This is a genomic window from Ensifer sp. (genome assembly GCF_031989085.1).
GTDB lineage: Bacteria > Pseudomonadota > Alphaproteobacteria > Rhizobiales > Rhizobiaceae > Ensifer.
This window is the reverse complement of the sequence record NZ_DALZXU010000014.1, coordinates 1-17,442: the sequence shown is the minus strand read 5'-3', so window position 1 is coordinate 17,442 and position 17,442 is coordinate 1. Positions and strand designations below refer to the sequence as shown.

Sequence of the window (17,442 nt, the reverse complement as noted above, 5' to 3'; positions counted from 1 at the left end):
GGGGAAACGCATGAACGATCTTTCGAAGTGGCGTGGCGGTTTTGGCAGAACGCCTGCACAGGAAGAGCCGGTTCCGGAAGTGGTCGACGAACTCGAAGCGGCGTTGACCAACCGATGCATTGCCGCGATCAACGAGGCCGTCGAGGGCTTGCGCAAGGTCGGCCTTGATATCCGCACGACACGGGACGCGGATATGGCCGGGCAGGAGGCGATCACGGACCGAGAGAAAGTCGCCGACACCACGCACTACGCCGGTCACGACGATTCCGATGCCGAATTTCTTGCCGTCACACAGTCGCTGGCAAATCCGGTCCGCCACGACGAGAAGGCACAAACCAGCTATCACTTCGGTCCGAAGCGCCAGGGCGCGCTCTGGCAGAGCCGGCAAAGCGCGCCGCTGGAGCACGTGGCCCCCGAAGCAGTGCCGGTAGAGACCACGGTTGCTGAACGGCCGATCGAAGAGATCGCACCCGTCAAGGTGCTGCCGGCCGAAGCCGCCACCGTGCTGCCCGTGGAAGCCGTCATCGTGCAGCCGGTCGAGGTGCGGCCCGAACCGGCACAACCCGAAACCATCGCGCGTCGTGGCAACGACGTCGACCCGGCCGAGGAAATGAAGAGCCGGCCGGGTCGCCCGCTGCCGCAGACGATCGACAACGACAACGGCCCGCTGAAAGAGAACGATCGTCGCCCGACTGCCCGTGACGGCGGCGGCGGCAACGGCACCCCGACGGATGGCGGCGGTGGTGGCGGCGGCGGCGATGGGGGCAAGCAGACCTTCCACAAGCGCATGGGGCCGGTCAATTTTGCCGCCAGCCTGCGCACGGGCATGGCGGTCGTTCGCCGCAACATGATGATCGTCATCGCCTTTACCATCGCGATCAACGTGCTGGTTCTCGCCATTCCGATCTATCTGTTCCAGATCTCCGACCGCGTCCTGACCAGCCGCTCGCAGGATACGCTGGTGATGCTGACCATCGCCGTGCTCGGCGCCATCATCCTGCAGGTCGTGCTCGATTCCATCCGTCGCTTCATCCTGATGCGCACGGCTGTCGAAATGGAGGTTCAGCTCGGCGCGCCGATCCTGAGTGCCGCCGCGCGTGCATCGCTGCACGGCAACGGCCGCGACTATCAGGTATTGAGCGACCTGCAGCAGTTGCGGGCCTTCATCGTCTCCGGCACGCTGATTTCCTTCCTCGATGCGCCGCTGATGCCGTTCTTCGTGGTCGTGGTCTACATCATCCAGCCGCAGCTCGGCCTGATCGTCATCATGTGCTGCGTCGTGCTGTTCTTCATCGCCTATCTCAACCAGAAGGCAACGGCACAGCCGTTCGGCGAGGCAAACGCCTTCCTCAGCCGCGCCAACTTCCACCTGGATTCGATGTCGCGCAATTCGCAGATCATCAACGCATTGGCGATGATCCCGGAGGCCGTGAAGATGTGGGGCCGAGAAATCGCCGGATCGCTGAAATCGCAGGTCTATGCGCAGGATCGCAGCATCATCTTTACCGGCGCATCCAAAGCGGTGCGCATGTTCACCCAGGTCGCCCTGCTCGGCTGGGGCGCGCACCTGTCGATGGACGGACACCTGACCGGCGGCATGGTGATCGCCGCCTCGATCATTTCGGGCCGCGCGCTTGCTCCGGTCGAAGGCGCGATCGAGGGTTGGAACCAGCTCAATCATTCCCGCGCTGCCTATGGCCGGATCAAGCAGTTGCTGGTCAACTCTCCCTTGAACTTCCCGCGCCTGCGGCTGCCCAACCCGGAAGGGCGCCTCGACGTCGAGCGCATCCTGTTCGTGCCGCCGCCGCAGAAGCGGGTGATCCTCAACGGTATCTCCTTCTCGCTGAGCAAGGGGGAATCGCTGGCGGTCATCGGCAATTCCGGCTCGGGCAAGACGACGCTCGGCAAGATGCTCGTCGGATCGATCGTGCCGACCTCCGGCAATGTCCGCCTCGACCTCATGGACCTGAGAAACTGGGACCAGCGCCAGTTCGGCGAAAGCATCGGCTATCTGCCGCAGGACGTGCAGCTCTTTCCAGGCACGATCAAGGCCAACATCTCGCGCATGCGCGACGACGTCGAGGACAGCGCCATCTTCGAGGCCGCCGTGCTTGCCGACGTACACGAACTGATCGCCTCGTTCCCGCAGGGCTACGAGACGATCGTTGCGGCTGACGGCGCACCGCTTTCCGGTGGCCAGAAACAGCGTATCGCTCTGGCGCGCGCCTTCTTCGGCAATCCCAAATTCGTTGTTCTGGACGAACCCAATTCCAATCTCGACAGCAATGGCGAGGCGGCCCTTGCCCGGGCGCTGGTGCACGCCAAGAAGCAGGGCATCACCACCGTCACCATCACACAGCGCCCGGCGCTGTTGCAATGCGTCGACAAGATCATGGTTCTGAACGAAGGAACCGTTGCCATGTTCGGAGCGCGCAACGACGTGCTGGCAGCCATCGGCGCCAAGCCCAAGGACGAAAAGTCCGCACCCCGTATCGCCGGAGAATGACCATGAGCCGCGAAAAGAAGAACGCAGCCGAAGAACATGCCGTCGAGTGGTATTCGGAGGTGCCGCGATCGATCAAGCTGCACAGCATGGCCGGGCTTGCCCTGATCCTCGCCTCCTTCGGCGGTTTCGGCTACTGGGCCTTCGCGGCGCCCCTCGCCGCGGCGATCATCGCGCAGGGCAGCTTCGTCGCCAATGGCAACAACAAGATCATCCAGCATCTGGAAGGCGGGATCATCGAGCAGATGCTTGTGGCCGAAGGCGACAAGGTCAAGACCGGAGATATCCTGGTCAAGCTGGACCAAACGCCGTCGCGGGCCAACGAGCGCGCGCTGAACCTGAAGCGCCTGCGTCTCGAGGCGGTTGTCGCGCGGCTGCGTGCCGAAGCGATGGGCAGCGACACGTTCAAGATCCCCGACATCGTCAAGCAAGAGGCAAGCGACCCGGATATCCACGCGATCATCGAGAGCCAGAACGTCAACTTCCATAGCAAGAAGATCAAGCTCGACGACCAGTTGAACCTCATCGACCAGAACATCAAGTCACTGGAATTCCGCGCCAAGGGCTACGAACGCCAGCAGGAATCGTTCAACAAGCAGCTCGATATCCTCAACGAGGAGCGCGCGGCCAAGAGCAAGCTTGCTGAAGGCGGTCTGATCAAGAAATCCGAACTGATGGCGCTCGACCGCGCAGCGGCCGACGCCATGGGCGAGATCGGCCGGCTCGACGCCGAGGTCAAGGAGAGCCTGTCGCAGATCGACCGCTATCGCCAAGAAGCGGTCATCGCCGTCAACGCCAACAAGCAGGCAGCCCTCGACGGGCTTGAAGCGGCCGAGGCCGATCTCGATGGGGTGCGCGAACAATTGCGCGAGGCAAGCGAAGTGCTTGGCCGCGCCACCATCCGCTCGCCGGTCGACGGCACCGTGGTGCGCAGCTACTTCCATACCGCCGGCGGCGTGATCGCCACCGGCAAGCCGATCATGGAAATCCTGCCGGCCAACGTGCCGCTGATCATCGAGGCGCAAGTGCTGCGCACCTCGATCGACCAGTTGCGGGTGGGTGAAGATGCCACGATCCGGCTGTCGGCGCTCAACCGCCGCACCACACCCGTCCTCAGCGGCAAGGTCTTCTACGTGTCGGCCGATTCCGTCGAAGAGGTGAGCGGCGGCCAGCAGCGCGATGTCTATATCGTGCGCGTCGAGGTTCCGGTGAGCGAGATCCACCGCATCCACGGCTTCCACCCGGTGCCCGGCATGCCGGCCGAGGTTCTGATCACCACCTCGGAGCGCACGTTCTTCGAATACCTGACCAAGCCGATCACCGACAGCATGTCCCGTGCCTTCAAGGAAACCTGAGGCGATCCGGGGAGACGGGCGATGGCGACAGGACGAAACAGGAAGGAGCAGCGGGTGGTGACGATGGCCCGGCCATCCGCCACCGCTTTGAAGTGGGGGGCACTTCCTTCACAATGGCCCGCTGCAGCGATGCCAACAAGCCGCCGATGGCGGACAGGGGAGACGTTTGATGGCCGCGATACACGAGGTGCTACTGCTTGTCGGTCGCCTCAACTATGTCTGGACCAATACCGAAAGCCTTCTGATCTACGTCATCGCCCACCTGCTGAGTGTCGACAAGGAAAAGGCGATCGTGGTTTTCCTGACGCTGAACACGACGCGCGCCCGCATCGACCTGACCGAGCGGCTGGCCAAGCTGCCGGCCACGCCCACGGACACGCGCGACGACGTGCTGTCGCTGATGGACCGGCTGAAACAGCAGTCGAAGATGCGCAACAAGTACAATCACTGCATCTATTCCTTCGACGAACAGGGCGAAATCTCCAGCACGCAGCTGATGCGGCTGGTGGAGGGCGACAAGGACATTCGCTACGGCAAGGTCGAGCAGCTCGATGCGCGCGAGCTGGAGCGGCTCGAAGCCGCCATCCAGGAGATTACCGAAATCAGCAAGAGTCTTTGGACCTTCATCCGCTCGCGGCCGAATTTCGATGAACGTTTGATCTAGCGGCGCAGAGGTCGAGATGGCTTGCCATCAAGCATAGAGTGCGTACTACCTACGAACAACAATGAATTATTAAAATTACACATCATAATATATTTACAGAAATACACAGAACTCCTTTTCGTAAAACATAATATTGTATCTGTTGCGTATGAGGGCGTTATGAAAATAGATATTCTTGATACTATTGATGATTTTTCGAGAATTCGCGAAAATTGGGATCTTCTTTATCTCGAAGATCCGGAAGCGCATCTGTTTCTGTCCTGGGAGTGGCTGCAAAAATACCTGTCGCATCGCCACCGCTGGTTCATTCTCGCACTCAGACAGGACGGCGATGCGCATTATTGCGCCTTCCTGCCCTTGAAGGTGTCGACCTACCAGGACGAAAAGACCGGGCTCTTCTGTGACGAGATCCGCATGGCCGGCAATTACGGCGCCGACTACACCGGCTTTCTGTGTCGGCCCGGCCTCGAGGACGCGGCAGCCGATGCTTTCGCCGCCCATATCGGCCGCGAGAACTGGACGACCGTCACCTTCGACTATTTCTACACCGCCTCATCGAGGCTCGACCGCCTGCTCGCGGGCTTTCCGAAAGACCAGTTCGTCCAGGCCAGCACCGAGCACGGCAATCCCGATAACATCGACAATACGATCTGCCCCTATGTAAACCTGCCGGCATGCTGGGAGGACTATCTCGCGACCCACATGAGCGCGCAGACCCGGCAGAAGCTTCGACGCTTCATGCGCATGGTCGAGTCGTCGCCCGACTATAGCATCACCCACGCGACGCCCGAGACGATCGAGCGGGACCTCGATACGCTGTTCCGGCTGTGGCGGATCAAATGGGCCGCACGCAAGGGCAACAAGATCGACCGGCTGATCGCCTTGACGCGGGAAATGCTGCTCGACGCCTTCAACCAGGGCGCGCTCGACGTTCCAGTCCTGTGGTTTCAGGGTCGGCCGCTCGGTGTGCTCGCCAATCTGCTCGACCGGCAGAAGAAGACAATTCTGTTCTACATTACCGGCCGCGACGAGGAATGGACCACCCCCTCCCCGGGGCTGCTGCTGCACGGATTTGCCATCCGCGATGCGATCGCCCAGGGGTATCGGGTCTACGATTTTCTGCGCGGCAACGAGGCCTACAAATATTCCTTCGGCGTCGAGGAGCGGCGCATTCGCAGCATGCGCGTCACGACGCTGTCAGGTCGCAACCTGCACAATTGCCTCAACCCGCGCAGCATCGAGCATGTCTATGATCGTGCCGTGGAATTGCACCGCAAAGGTCAGCTGGACAAGGCGGAGCCGGGCTACCGGCAAGTCATCCACACCGTGCCGACCCATGCGCGTGCACGTTATAGCCTTGCCCAGCTTTTTGACGACAAGGGCGAACATGACGAGGCCGAATATCTCTACAAGGGATTGCTTGCCACGATGCCGGGTGCCGGCAAGATCCAGCATCGGCTCGGCGATAGCCAGATGGCGCAGGGACACTACGGTGAGGCGGCAGAGACCTTCGAGGCGCTTCTCGCCCGCCATCCTCTCGTCAGTCTCGTGCGCTACAAACTCGGCGTGACACTCTGCGCAACCGGGCGCCTTGAAGAGGCCCTCGCGATCTTCACCAGCTTCGAAGACATCCTGTCCGACGATCCGGATCATATGCGCTGCAAGGTGAAGGCGCAGGAGGCGGCGACACGCCTGACAGCCGCCATGCGAAGCCTGGAGCCGGACGAGGTTGCCGAACCGGAGCAGGGCATGGTCTCGATCGCACCACCACCGGCCGTGCTGGTGTTACCGAAACGGCCACTCGACGTATCCGTTTGCCTGCCAACCGTGCCGCCCCTGCTTCAGCCATCCCTGCCTTCGGGCATATCGGCGCATTTGCAGGCCCGCACGAGCAGGCGGGGCGACACCGGCTCTCGCAGCAAGCACTGACGGCAGCACCTGCGATCCGGCTTCAGGGCTTCCGCTCGAGTACCCGGAACGGCAGGGATCGCCGACTGGCCGACGGCTCACGCGGCAGTTTCTGTCCAGTCGAGCGCCTTCAGCTCTTCGCGAAACGCGAAGCGGACGAGGTGGCGCTCGATCACGTCCTTGCATTCCGCCAGCGCCTCTTCATCGGGCGATTCCGCAACGAATGAGAGCTGGTCACCACGCGCCGTCATGCGTGCGGTGCTCGCCCCGATCGCGGCAACGGAATCCGTCTCGGTGTATTCGACGGTCGTCTTGTGCGCGAAATGCTTGGACAACTGTTGCAGGTATTGCGAGGCGCGCTCGGTTGTAAAACTGCTTGTGGCCATCAACATGGTCTTCTCCACATGGCATGGGAACGATAGGGCCGCGGCGCGACCGCTGGAAATGCGGCCGCAAGGCCCACGAAAAAGGGCGGCACGATCGCTCCTGCCGCCCTTTGTGCGAAGTTCGGTTTATTTCTTGCTCAGCGCTTGCGTGAGCTGGTCGACGATATCCTGCTCGGACTTGATGCCCGAGCTCGTCAGGTAGAGCTTGGCAGAATCGAGATAGACGACCTGCTCGCTCTTCCAGGCCTTTGTCTGGCGAACAAGTTCGTTGTCGAGGAGCGCTGCCGCCGGCTGCCCCTCCTGACCGATCGCCGCATCACGGTCGACAACGAAGATCCAGTCCGGATTGGTCTCGAGGATGTATTCGTAGGAAACAGCCTGGCCGTGGGTTGCGACATCGAGTTTCGGATCGGCCGCCTCGACGCCGAAGACGTCATGGATCTCGCCAAAACGCGAACCCTTGCCGTAGGCGCTGATCTTGCCGCCCGTCGTCAGCAGGATGAGGCCCTTGCCGGAGCCCTTGGCGACGTCCTGCAGCTTGACGATCGAGGCGTCGAGCTTATCGGAAGCTGCCTTGATTTCAGCCTCCTTGCCGAAGATCTGGCCGAGAATCGCGGCATTCTTCTTGACGCTGCCGATCAGGTCCTTGTCATCGTTGGTCAGGTCGATGGTCGGCGCAAGCTTGGCCAGATCGGCATATTTCGACTGTGAGCGTCCGCCGACGATGATCAGGTCAGGCTCGGCCGCATTGACGGCCTCGTAGTCCGGCTCGAACAGCGTGCCGACCTTCGGATAGCTATCGTCCTTGTATTTTGCGAGGGACGGCGGAATGGCCGAACCGGGAACGCCCGCCACGGCAATGCCCAGCATATCCAGGGTTTCGAGCATGCCGAAGTCATAAACCAGCACGGTCTTCGGATTCTTTTCGACGTCCGTCGTGCCGCTGCTGTGCTCGATCTTCAACGTTTCAGCGCTCGCGCCAGGCGCGAGAGCCAGGACCGCCGCAATGGCGGCGCCACGGAGAGCATTAGAAAATAGAGATACATTCATGACTTATTTCCTCATGTTTTAAGTCCTCCTAGCGCGATTTTCCGATGAGGGCAACAAGCCGGTGTCCGGTCATGCCGAAGCGGCTGTCCGGCCACGGTCAGGTACCGGCAACACCTTGCAGACTGGCGAGCGCTTCATGCGACGTGCCCTGCATAGCTGGACAGCCATCCAGGGCACGACGAAACTTGACTACAGACCTCATATATATGAAGGAAGCTCAGCATCAGTCGCACGCGCGTACGCGCGTCCTGGCGGCGCCGGAAGCGCGCAAATGAAACCTGTCTCAAGTTGCTCGGAGGCGACGGAAGAATGAACGGCAACCCGGCGGCAATAGCGCTGTCCTTCACCAAAACGCCGGCGCGTTAAGAGCGATCGATGAAACCTTTCCTTTTTGCCTTGCCCGTCATCCTGCTGCTTGCCGTCGTCAGCGTCATGACCGGTGTCGGAAGCCTCGCATCCGGCCCCGACGGTGGCGGGCGCGGCTGGCTGCTGATCGTCGAAAGTCGGGTGCCGCGCACGCTGGCGCTGATGCTGGCGGGAACCGGTCTCGCCGTCGGCGGCACGATCATGCAGATGCTGGCGCGCAACCGCTTCGTCGAGCCGTCGACCGCTGGCACCGCCGAATCGGCCGCGCTCGGCATGCTGATGACGATGATCTTCGCGCCGGCGCTGCCGGTCGCCGGGAAGATGGCGATCGCCGCACTCACCGCACTTGCCGGTACGGCGCTGTTCCTCAAGATCCTGCGACAGATTCCGCTACGCTCGGCACTGATGGTGCCGCTCGTCGGCATCATGCTCGGCGGCGTCATCAGCGCGGTCACGACGTTCGTCGCCTATCGCTACGACATGATGCAGTCGATGGGGACGTGGATGTCTGGCGACTTCTCCGGCGTGCTTCGTGGGCGCTACGAGCTTTTGTGGATTGCCTTTGCCCTGACGCTGATCGCCTATGTCACGGCCGCCCGCTTCACCGTCATCGGTATGGGCGAGGACATCGCCCGCAATGTAGGGCTCGACTACAACAAGGTGGTGACGCTAGGGCTTTGCATCGTTTCGATGGTCACGGCCACGGTGGTCGCCACCGTCGGCATGGTGCCGTTCCTGGGCCTGGTGGTGCCGAATGTCATCAGCCTTGTCGTCGGCGACAATCTCCGGCGCACCCTGCCGCTGATCGCCGCGACCGGCGCCGGGCTGGTGCTCGCCTGCGACATACTCGGCCGGATAATCATCGCGCCCTACGAGATCCCGGTCGGAACCGTCATGGGCGTCATCGGCAGCGTCGTCTTCCTCTATCTGCTGCTGTCGAGGCGCGCCCATGCAGGCTGATATCAAACGGATCCCGCCCGCCGGCATGCTGCTCGTAACGGCAATCCTCGCACTCGTCTCGATGCTGGCGTTCATGACGCTCGGCGCCAAGGGAAGCTGGGCCTTCATCCTCTCCTTCCGTGGCACCAAGCTCGCGGGCATGATCCTGGTCGCCTATGCGATCGCCGTATCGACCATCCTTTTCCAGACGATCTCCGGCAACCGCATCCTGACGCCATCGATCATCGGCTTCGATGCCATGTACGCGCTGCTGCAGACCGTCATGGTGTTTTTCCTCGGAGCGGCCGGCGCCACCGCCGCCGACCCGCGGCTTCAGTTCCTCATCGAGACGGCAGCCATGGTCGGTTTTTCCGTCCTTCTGTTCCGGGCGCTGTTTTCCGGAGCCACCCGCAGCCTGCACCTGCTGATGCTGGTCGGCATCATCCTCGGCGGCCTGTTCCGCAGCCTTTCGTCCTTCCTGCAGCGGATCCTCGATCCCAACGAGTTCATTGTGCTGCAGGACCGGTTGTTTGCCAGCTTCAACACGGTCAACGTCGACCTTCTCGGCATCTCGGCGGTTGCCGTTGCCGGCGTCACCTTCGTCCTCTGGCGGCTGTTTCCGACCTTCGACGTGCTGTCTCTCGGGCGCGAAAGTGCCATCGGGCTCGGTGTCGATCATCACCGCACGGTCACCATCCTGCTCGTGCTCATCGCCGTCCTCGTCTCGGTCTCGACCGCGCTGGTCGGACCGGTGACGTTCTTCGGCCTGCTGGTCGCAAGCCTCGCCTGGCAGATCACTCCAACGGCAAGCCATCGCTTCGTGCTGCCGATCGCCGTGTGCCTTGCGATCGTCACGCTCGTCGGCGGCCAGGTGATCCTCGAGCGGCTCTTTGCCTTCAACACCGCGCTGAGCATCGTCATTGAGTTCGTTGGCGGGCTTGTATTCATCTTCCTGCTTGTTCGAGGCTCCGCCCGATGATCGAAATTCGCGACGTCACCAAATCCTACGGCAGCAATGCGGTCGTCGACCGGGTGTCGATGACGCTGCCGGCCAGGGGCCTGACCTCAATCATCGGACCGAACGGCGCCGGCAAATCGACGCTGCTGTCGATCGTCAGCCGCCTGATGCCGATGGATAAAGGGCAGGTGCTGGTCGACGGCCTCGATGTCAGCCGCACCGCCGGCGACATCCTTGCCCGCCGCCTGTCGATCATGCGCCAGGACAACCACATCACCGCGCGCCTCACGGTGCGCGATCTCGTTGCCTTCGGCCGCTATCCCTATTCGAAAGGGCGCCTGACGGCCGACGACGTCGAACATGTGGAGCGTTCGATCGCCTATGTCGGCCTCAAGGCCTTCGAGCATCGGTTCCTCGACGAACTCTCGGGCGGCCAGCGCCAGCGCGCCTTCATCGCCATGGTGCTCTGCCAGGACACCGACTACATGCTGTTCGACGAGCCGCTCAACAATCTCGACATGAAGCATGCGGTGGAAACAATGAAGCTGCTGCGGCGGCTGGCCGACGATTTCGGAAAGACGGTCGTGGTCGTGCTGCACGACATCAACTTCGCCTCCGCCTATTCCGACCATATCGTCGCCATGCGCGATGGCAGGCTTGCCTTCGAGGGCGTACCTAGCGACATGATCGAGCCGTCGCGCCTGCAGGCGATCTTCGACGTCGACTGCCGCGTGCACGCCGTTGGCGACACGCGGCTTGTCAACTATTTCGAATAGTCGCGTCCCATCAGTGGGATGTTCCGGACAGGACCGGGTTGCCGCTGCGCGCGGCATCCGTTGCCTTGTCCTCGTCGGTCACCGATGACAGGCGCTTCAGGCGGCGCCCGAGGCGAATGCTGACATCATCCATCACCGTGAACATCACCGGCACGAAGACGAGGCTCAGCATCGTCGAGGTGATCAATCCGCCGATGACGGCAATCGCCATCGGTGCGCGGAAGGCTGCATCCGCGCCGACGCCGATCGCCGCCGGCACCATGCCGGCAACCATGGCGATCGTCGTCATGATGATCGGCCGCGCGCGGGTGGTACCCGCAGTCAGGAGCGCGGTGCGCCGGTCCGCCCCCTCGTTGCGGCAGACGATCGCATGATCGACCAGCAGGATCGAGTTCTTGCAGACGATGCCCATCAGCATCAGGATGCCAATGGTCGATGAGAGGTCGAGCGCCGCGCCAAAGAGGATGAGCGCCAATGCCGCGCCCCCGATCGACAACGGCAGGGCGATCAGGATGGTAATCGGCTGCAGAAAGTCCTTGAACAGCAGCACCAGCACCGCTGAGACCATCAGGATGCCGGCGAGCAAGGCAAGTGCGAAGTTGCGGAACATTTCCGACATGTACTCAGCTTCGCCGTAATTTGCCTGTGACACGCCTGCCGGCATGTCGGTCATCGCGGGCAACGCCGAGACCGCATCGAATGCCGTGCCGAGCGTGATGCCGTTGAGGTTGGCCTCGACTGCCATCAGGCGCTTGCGGTTAAGACGCTCGACGCTGCCCTCCTCCGCGCCGAAGGAGATGTCGGCAACCGACGTCAGCGGCACCAGCTTTCCCGAATTGGTGCCGACCCGAAGGTTGCGCAGCGTGTCGAAATCGGCCCGGGCCGTCTCAGCCAGCATCACCCGGATCGGCACTTGCCGGTTGCCGAGATTGAAGCGCGCCGAATTGCTTTCGCTGTCACCCATGGTGGCGATGCGCGCCACAGTTCCGATCGACGTCACCGAGACACCGAGACGCGCCGCCTCATCGAGGCGTGGTCTGACCAGCAGCTCCGGCGACAGCAGCGGCTCCGTCGATTGCACGTTGACGAGGCCCGGCATCGCCCGCATCTCCTTTTCCAGCTGTCGCACCGCGCGGGTCAAAGCCTCGGCATCATCGCTGGTCAGATAGATCGACAGATCCTTGGCGCCCTGTTCGGATGCGAAGGTCGCCTGAATATCCGGTGTTTCCGCAAGCAACGGGCGCAGGGACAACTCGAATTCCTTGCGGCTGATCTCGCGCTCCTTGCGTGGGCGAAGCTTGATCAGCAGGTCGACGCGGTTGAGATTGTCGGCGGTGGCAAGCACGCTGTCGACCTCCGATCGCTCCTTGATCTTGCGGCTCAGCTCATCCGAGATCCGGGCCGTTTCCTCGAGCCGGGTTCCCGGCGGCAGCGTGACTTTCAGGGTGGAGAGGTTGCTGTCGCCCGCCGGCAGGAAACCGGTGGGCAGCATCGTCAGCAGCGCGAGTGAACCGACAAAGATCAGAGCGACGATGGACAGCGCCGTCTTGCGATGATCGAGCGTCCAGCCGAGCATCCGGACATAAACATCGCCGATGCGCGAGCGCCTGGCCTCATGGCCATGCCCGGCCCGCGGGCGAAGCAGATAGGCGGCCATCAGCGGCGTCAGCAGGCGCGCCACCGCCAGCGAAAACAGCACGGCGATGGCGACCGTCAGGCCGAACTGTTTGAAATATTGCCCGACGGCGCCGCCGATGAAGCTGACGGGCGCGAACACCGCAACGATCGTCAGTGTCGTGGCAACGATAGCAAGGCCGATCGCATCGGCAGCATCGATCGCAGCCAGGTACGGCCGCTTGCCCATGTCCACGTGCCGCTCGATATTCTCGATCTCGACGATCGCGTCGTCGACGAGGATGCCGATGACAAGCGTCAGTGCCAGCAGACTGATGCTGTTCAAGGTGAAGCCGAGAAGATCCATGACCATGAAGGTCGGCAGGATCGATAGGGGCATGGCCAGCGCCGAGATCAGTGTCGCACGCCAGTTCCGCAGAAACGCGAAGACGACCACGATGGTGAGCCCCGCCCCTTCGAGCAGCGCCGTCACCGCCGCGTCGTAGCTGTCCTTGGTGTATTCGACCAGCGAGATCATTTCCTTGATCTCGACACCCGGCGTGCGCGCCTGGATCTCGGCGAGACGGGCCGCGACGCGGTCGGCAACCACCGTGTCGCTCGCCCCCTTGCTGCGCGAGATCGAGAAGCTGACCACCTGCTCGCCGTCGAGCCGGGCAAAATTGCGAGGTTCGGACGAGGTGTCCTCGATCTTTGCCAGATCGGAAAGCTGGACCCAGCGGCCGCCGGAAATCGGGATCGACAGCCGTGAAAGCTCTTCGACGGAGGTGGCGCTACCGATCGTGCGGATCGACTGCTCCCGCCCACCGATCTCGCCGCGCCCGCTCGGGACGTTGGTGTTGAGTTCGCGCATCGCCGTGTTGACCTGGTCGGCGGTGACGCCGAGCGCCAGAAGGCGTTCCGGATCGAGCGAAACGCGAACCTCGCGGTTGACGCCACCGAGGCGCTGAACCTTCTGGACGCCGGGAAGCGTCAGAAGCTCACCGTTTAACGTGTCGTCCACGAACCAGGAGAGCTCGACCGCGGACATGTTCGGCGCGCGCACCGTGTAATAGACGATGGCGCTGCCGTCGACGTCGACGCGCGACACCACCGGATCCTGGATCGATTGCGGCAGATCGGAGCGGATCTGAGCGACGGCTTCACGCACGTCGTTGGCGGCGCGATCCGGATCGGTGCCGATCTTGAACTCGACCGTCGTCGTCGAGATGCCGTTGGCGACCGTCGAGCGAATATGGTTGACGGCAACCAGGCCGGCCGCCACCCCTTCTACCCGGCGGGTCACCTGCGTTTCCATTTCCGCCGGCTGCGCGCTCGGCTGGGTGATCGTCACCGTGACCACGGGAAACGAAACGCTCGGATTGGCATTGACCGGCAGCCGCATGAACGACGCGATGCCGACGAGGGTCAAAACGACGAACAGCACAATCGTCGGGACGGGCTTTCTGATCGCCCAGGCAGATATGTTGCTGGTCATTTCGTGGCGCCTGTCCGAACGGGTTCGACATCCTTGGTGGCAACCGCTTCGCCTTCACGCAGCGACACGCCAGCCTTGGCAACCACGCGCTCGCCTTCACCGAGGCCCGACACGATCTCCACCTTGCCATTCTGGCGCATGCCGGCCTCGACCGTCTTGCGCTTGACCGCGCCGTCCTCGACGATGAACACCGACGGTTTTCCGTCCGGCGTGCCGTAAAGCAGCGCTGAGTCGTCGATCATGATCGCTGCGCGTTCGGCGACAACGATTTGCGCGCGTCCGAACGTTCCTGCATAGGGCGGCCTGTTCGTGTTCAGCGCGATCTTGACCGTGCCCAGTCGTGTCTCGCTGTCGATCTTCGGGTTGATCACCCTGACATGGCCATCGATCGTATCCGGGCGGCCGGAGAGCCTGACCTTCACCTTCTGGCCGACGGCAAGGAGCGGAAGCTCGCTCTCGGGCACTTCGGCAGCAAGCTCGATCTCGCCGTCACGGATCAGCCGCATCAGCGGCTCCGAACCGGCGAGCGCACCGGCGCGAGCCAGGCGCTCCGAAACGATGCCGGCGGCCGGCGCAACGATCACCGCGCGCTCGAACTTGCGGCGCGCCTCGGCCAGGAGCGCCTGCGCCTGGGCGTCGTCGGCGCGTGCGACCTTCACCGCCTCCAGCGCAATGGCCACGGCCGAGACCCGTTCTTCGAGAAACGTTTCTGCTTTCAGATGGCGCAGCTGGCGGGCACGATCGAGCTTCTTTTGTTCTTGCCGGACCGTTTCTTCCTGCTGGGCGACCGCTGCGCTGGCGCGCGCGACACGGCCTTCGGCTTCCCGCAGCAGGTTCTCCAGCATCTCGGTTTCGAGCCGGGCGAGAACCTGGCCAGCGGCCACCCTGTCGCCGATTTCGACGTTGACTTCGGCGATCCGCTGCTCGGTCAATGTCGTACCGACCGCGATCTCTTCGCGCGCCACGAAGATGCCGGCAAAGGAGCGCAGCCATGTCTGCGGTTGCCTGTCGGTGACAAGCGTCGAAACGGTGCGGCTTGCCGCCGCACCGGTATCGACCGACGCGGCCGCCTCGTTGGCGCGAACCTGGCCCGCGGTGGCGGCAAGCGCGAAGGTGGCGACGATGGCGGCGTTCAGGATTGGAGAACGTCTCATTCTGGTTGGCTTTCGCTGGCGGGACCACGGCGCGGACCAATTGGACGCTGGCCGCAGTCGCGGTCCCTGTTTGTATTCGACGTTTATTTGTTTGTTAGAGTAGTCAATCTAATAATTACATCCGATGAACGCGTCAAGAGCGTGGCAATCGCATGCAATCATTGCGGGAGCATGGCGAAGGGCCCGATAGCACCCTCTTCTCTTGACTCCGCATCTCCCGGCATCGCATATCGATCAATCAGTCTATTAAAGAGCCAAGCGGTTTGGGAGAAGCACGATGCGCAAGATCGACCCGGAGAAACATGCTGCAAGGCGGCAGGTGATCCTCGATGCTGCCATCGCCTGTTTTGCCCGCAAGGGTTTTCACGGCACGTCGACCGCGGAAATCTGCGCCGAGGCAGGAATGAGCCCGGGCAATCTCTTTCATTATTTTCCGACCAAGCACGCTATCATCGCCGCGATCGTGGAGGAGGAGCGTCAAGAAACGGCGGACTTTTTCCGCGAGCTTCATGAAGCGCCGGACCTTTTTGCAGCCCTGTTGGGATTCATGGACGCTGTGATGGGGTTGGCGGCCGATCCGGTCTACTCCAGCCTTGCGCTGGAAATCGCCGCCGAGGCCATGCGCGACGAGCGCATCGGCGCACTGGTTGCCGCCAATGACGCGGAAATGCGCGCCGCCCTTTCCGCCCTGATCAGGGCTGCGCACGCGCGTGGACAGATCGACACGGCGATCGATCCGGAAGCGGGCGCCCGGTGGATTGCAGCGCTGATCGACGGCATTTTTGGCCGGATCGCCGTCGATCCCGGCTTCAAGCCGGACCAGGAAGGCGCGACGATGCACCTGTTGCTGACCCGTTTTCTCCGTCCACCGCGCAACGCCGCTTCCGCCTCAAGTGACGCTGCGGAAATAGGCTAGCCCCTGCCGTCCCGAAAATTCCCGGCAGCACCGCTCCATGCGGAGAAAGCTGCGGATCTTTCCGCCGTGGCGGGGTTGTTGGCATTGCACCTGGCCGGGCCGTTTTCACGAATCAGCCCCTGCATTCGAAGTCGTGACCACCGAGCACCGTTTGGTTGCGGGGTCGCAATCGTGCCGCCTGGTCCGGGATCGTCGATCGACCCACGCGCGTTCGAACGGATACGCGTGGGTCGACGAAATTGTTGGAGCGGTCCCTGATGACAAATGCTTGCTTCAGACAAGGCTGAGCACTTCGGCCACCGGGCGCCGCGGCTTTGCCGGCCAGTTGCCCTCGGCGGCATGTCCAACAGCCAGCAGCATGACCGGGATCTCGTTCGGCGCAAGGCCGAACGCCCGCGCGACCCCATCCGGATCGAAACCACCCATCGGGCATGATGCGAGGCCGAAGGCCTGCGCGGCGAACATCAGCGTCGCACCGGCAAAGGTCGCAGTCCGAAAGGCTTCGTCCCGCTGCCGACCGGGATGGTGCTCATAGGCCTGCCTGACGGCATCCACCCATCCGTCCGCCATGCGTTGCGGCATGAAGCCTGCTTCGACTGCGGGCCGCAACCTTGGAGCCACATCTGCGTGGTCGGGCAACGAACCGGCGATGATGAATGTCACTGCCGCGTCGGTGATCTTTGGCTGGTCATTGGCAACGGCCCGCAACCGCGCCCTGGCCTCCTGCGAATGAACGGCGACGAAGCGCCAGTTCTGCAGGTTGTAGGCCGTCGGCGCATGCGTCGCCAACCGCACCAGTTGCTGGATCTGATCCGCCGGAACGTCCTTCTTCGAATCGAAGGCGTTCGTTGATACCCGGTTTTCGATCATGTCGACGAAGTGCATGGTCATGGCTTGATCTCCTTTGGTCACTCGCACGGCCGGGACGGCCCGCGCTTGGCTGTGAGATGAAGCTAGTCGATTTACTGAGAGGCGGTAATGCGCGGATTGCGCAGCATATTGTTTACTTTTGGTGAAGAATAATGAACAGATGGACGGCGCTTGGGGTGTTCCGCAACGTCTCCGAACTGCAAAGCTTTGCTGTGGCTGGCCAGCGGCTCGTTCTGTCTCCGGCGACGGCCAGCAAGAACATCGCCGAACTCGAGCAGCCCCCTCCTGCCGTTTGATCCACCGCACCACCAGACGCCTGTCACTGACCGACGAGGGCGGATCTTTTTCGCCAGGTGGTGCAGATGCATGTTTTTCTTGATTTTGTGCCCGGCGTGTTTGCTGCTTCTGCCGTCGACGTTTGATGTCGAGCCGCAAACGCAAAAAGCCCGCGGACGTTATTGTCCAGCGGGCTTTTAGGTATGTATTTT

General features: G+C 62.4%; 14 protein-coding genes. 9 read left to right on the top strand and 5 right to left on the bottom strand.

Annotation, left to right across the window (positions count from 1 at the left end):
* Positions 1 to 10 precede the first annotated feature (10 nt).
* From RTP54_RS29795 to RTP54_RS29780, 4 genes are all read left to right on the top strand, one after another.
* Positions 11 to 2,506: a type I secretion system permease/ATPase gene (locus RTP54_RS29795; protein ID WP_312367627.1), complete on the top strand. Its 2,496-nt coding sequence runs from the start codon at positions 11 to 13 to the stop codon at positions 2,504 to 2,506.
* 2 nt (positions 2,507 to 2,508) lie between these two features.
* The gene (locus tag RTP54_RS29790) at positions 2,509 to 3,858 is read left to right on the top strand and encodes an HlyD family type I secretion periplasmic adaptor subunit (RefSeq protein ID WP_112811975.1); all 1,350 of its coding nucleotides are present in this window, start codon (positions 2,509 to 2,511) and stop codon (positions 3,856 to 3,858) included.
* 169 nt (positions 3,859 to 4,027) lie between these two features.
* A complete protein-coding gene (locus tag RTP54_RS29785; protein ID WP_112811974.1) occupies positions 4,028 to 4,522 on the top strand; it encodes a hypothetical protein in 495 nt (164 codons plus the stop codon).
* A 159-nt stretch (positions 4,523 to 4,681) separates the two neighbouring features.
* Complete coding sequence (locus RTP54_RS29780; RefSeq protein ID WP_312367624.1) at positions 4,682 to 6,451, top strand: GNAT family N-acetyltransferase; 1,770 nt, start codon at positions 4,682 to 4,684, stop codon at positions 6,449 to 6,451.
* Positions 6,452 to 6,528: 77 nt separating this feature from the next.
* On the opposite strand, the gene RTP54_RS29775 is transcribed toward RTP54_RS29780, so the two are convergent.
* Complete coding sequence (locus tag RTP54_RS29775; protein WP_312367622.1) at positions 6,529 to 6,822, bottom strand: DUF2218 domain-containing protein; 294 nt, start codon at positions 6,820 to 6,822, stop codon at positions 6,529 to 6,531.
* Between the two features lie 120 nt (positions 6,823 to 6,942).
* Positions 6,943 to 7,866, bottom strand: a complete 924-nt coding sequence (locus RTP54_RS29770; RefSeq protein WP_312367621.1) for a siderophore ABC transporter substrate-binding protein — start codon at positions 7,864 to 7,866, stop codon at positions 6,943 to 6,945.
* 375 nt (positions 7,867 to 8,241) lie between these two features.
* Here RTP54_RS29770 and RTP54_RS29765 point away from each other — a divergent pair, with 375 nt between their 5' ends.
* The 3 genes from RTP54_RS29765 to RTP54_RS29755 are packed head-to-tail and all read left to right on the top strand — an operon-like array spanning position 8,242 to position 10,905.
* Positions 8,242 to 9,192 (top strand): ABC transporter permease, encoded by a 951-nt coding sequence (locus RTP54_RS29765; RefSeq protein ID WP_312367619.1) that lies wholly within the window; start codon positions 8,242 to 8,244, stop codon positions 9,190 to 9,192.
* Positions 9,182 to 10,150, top strand: coding sequence for an iron chelate uptake ABC transporter family permease subunit (locus tag RTP54_RS29760; protein ID WP_312367617.1), 969 nt, complete (start codon positions 9,182 to 9,184; stop codon positions 10,148 to 10,150). Before RTP54_RS29765 ends, RTP54_RS29760 begins: the two co-directional genes overlap by 11 nt.
* Positions 10,147 to 10,905: an ATP-binding cassette domain-containing protein gene (locus RTP54_RS29755; RefSeq protein ID WP_312367615.1), complete on the top strand. Its 759-nt coding sequence runs from the start codon at positions 10,147 to 10,149 to the stop codon at positions 10,903 to 10,905. The genes RTP54_RS29760 and RTP54_RS29755 overlap by 4 nt, the downstream gene beginning before the upstream one ends.
* A gap of 10 nt (positions 10,906 to 10,915) precedes the next feature.
* On the opposite strand, the gene RTP54_RS29750 is transcribed toward RTP54_RS29755, so the two are convergent.
* Both RTP54_RS29750 and RTP54_RS29745 read right to left on the bottom strand, forming a co-directional pair.
* Positions 10,916 to 14,014: an efflux RND transporter permease subunit gene (locus tag RTP54_RS29750; protein WP_312367614.1), complete on the bottom strand. Its 3,099-nt coding sequence runs from the start codon at positions 14,012 to 14,014 to the stop codon at positions 10,916 to 10,918.
* Positions 14,011 to 15,168 carry an efflux RND transporter periplasmic adaptor subunit gene (locus tag RTP54_RS29745; protein ID WP_312367612.1) on the bottom strand — a complete coding sequence of 386 codons (1,158 nt, stop codon included), beginning with the start codon at positions 15,166 to 15,168 and terminating at the stop codon, positions 14,011 to 14,013. The genes RTP54_RS29750 and RTP54_RS29745 overlap by 4 nt, the downstream gene beginning before the upstream one ends.
* A gap of 277 nt (positions 15,169 to 15,445) precedes the next feature.
* On the opposite strand from RTP54_RS29745, the gene RTP54_RS29740 reads away from it, so the two are divergent.
* Positions 15,446 to 16,084, top strand: a complete 639-nt coding sequence (locus RTP54_RS29740) for a TetR/AcrR family transcriptional regulator (RefSeq protein ID WP_312367610.1) — start codon at positions 15,446 to 15,448, stop codon at positions 16,082 to 16,084.
* 273 nt (positions 16,085 to 16,357) lie between these two features.
* Here the strand turns inward: RTP54_RS29740 and RTP54_RS29735 are convergent, their stop codons facing one another.
* Entirely contained in the window at positions 16,358 to 16,975 is a 618-nt protein-coding gene (locus RTP54_RS29735) for a nitroreductase family protein (RefSeq protein ID WP_312367608.1), read from the bottom strand.
* A gap of 131 nt (positions 16,976 to 17,106) precedes the next feature.
* Between RTP54_RS29735 and RTP54_RS29730 the strand changes: the two genes are divergently transcribed.
* Entirely contained in the window at positions 17,107 to 17,250 is a 144-nt protein-coding gene (locus RTP54_RS29730; protein ID WP_312367606.1) for a LysR family transcriptional regulator, read from the top strand.
* The last annotated feature ends 192 nt before the right edge of the window (positions 17,251 to 17,442 follow it).

What these genes read in the sequence shown, in the direction of transcription:
- RTP54_RS29795 (WP_312367627.1), top strand. Translation starts at nt 11, where the DNA reads ATGAACGATCTTTCGAAGTGGCGTGGCGGTTTTGGCAGAACGCCTGCA.
- RTP54_RS29790 (WP_112811975.1), top strand. Translation starts at nt 2,509, where the DNA reads ATGAGCCGCGAAAAGAAGAACGCAGCCGAAGAACATGCCGTCGAGTGG.
- RTP54_RS29785 (WP_112811974.1), top strand. Translation starts at nt 4,028, where the DNA reads ATGGCCGCGATACACGAGGTGCTACTGCTTGTCGGTCGCCTCAACTAT.
- RTP54_RS29780 (WP_312367624.1), top strand. Translation starts at nt 4,682, where the DNA reads ATGAAAATAGATATTCTTGATACTATTGATGATTTTTCGAGAATTCGC.
- RTP54_RS29775 (WP_312367622.1), bottom strand. Translation starts at nt 6,822, where the DNA reads ATGTTGATGGCCACAAGCAGTTTTACAACCGAGCGCGCCTCGCAATAC.
- RTP54_RS29770 (WP_312367621.1), bottom strand. Translation starts at nt 7,866, where the DNA reads ATGAATGTATCTCTATTTTCTAATGCTCTCCGTGGCGCCGCCATTGCG.
- RTP54_RS29765 (WP_312367619.1), top strand. Translation starts at nt 8,242, where the DNA reads ATGAAACCTTTCCTTTTTGCCTTGCCCGTCATCCTGCTGCTTGCCGTC.
- RTP54_RS29760 (WP_312367617.1), top strand. Translation starts at nt 9,182, where the DNA reads ATGCAGGCTGATATCAAACGGATCCCGCCCGCCGGCATGCTGCTCGTA.
- RTP54_RS29755 (WP_312367615.1), top strand. Translation starts at nt 10,147, where the DNA reads ATGATCGAAATTCGCGACGTCACCAAATCCTACGGCAGCAATGCGGTC.
- RTP54_RS29750 (WP_312367614.1), bottom strand. Translation starts at nt 14,014, where the DNA reads ATGACCAGCAACATATCTGCCTGGGCGATCAGAAAGCCCGTCCCGACG.
- RTP54_RS29745 (WP_312367612.1), bottom strand. Translation starts at nt 15,168, where the DNA reads ATGAGACGTTCTCCAATCCTGAACGCCGCCATCGTCGCCACCTTCGCG.
- RTP54_RS29740 (WP_312367610.1), top strand. Translation starts at nt 15,446, where the DNA reads ATGCGCAAGATCGACCCGGAGAAACATGCTGCAAGGCGGCAGGTGATC.
- RTP54_RS29735 (WP_312367608.1), bottom strand. Translation starts at nt 16,975, where the DNA reads ATGACCATGCACTTCGTCGACATGATCGAAAACCGGGTATCAACGAAC.
- RTP54_RS29730 (WP_312367606.1), top strand. Translation starts at nt 17,107, where the DNA reads ATGAACAGATGGACGGCGCTTGGGGTGTTCCGCAACGTCTCCGAACTG.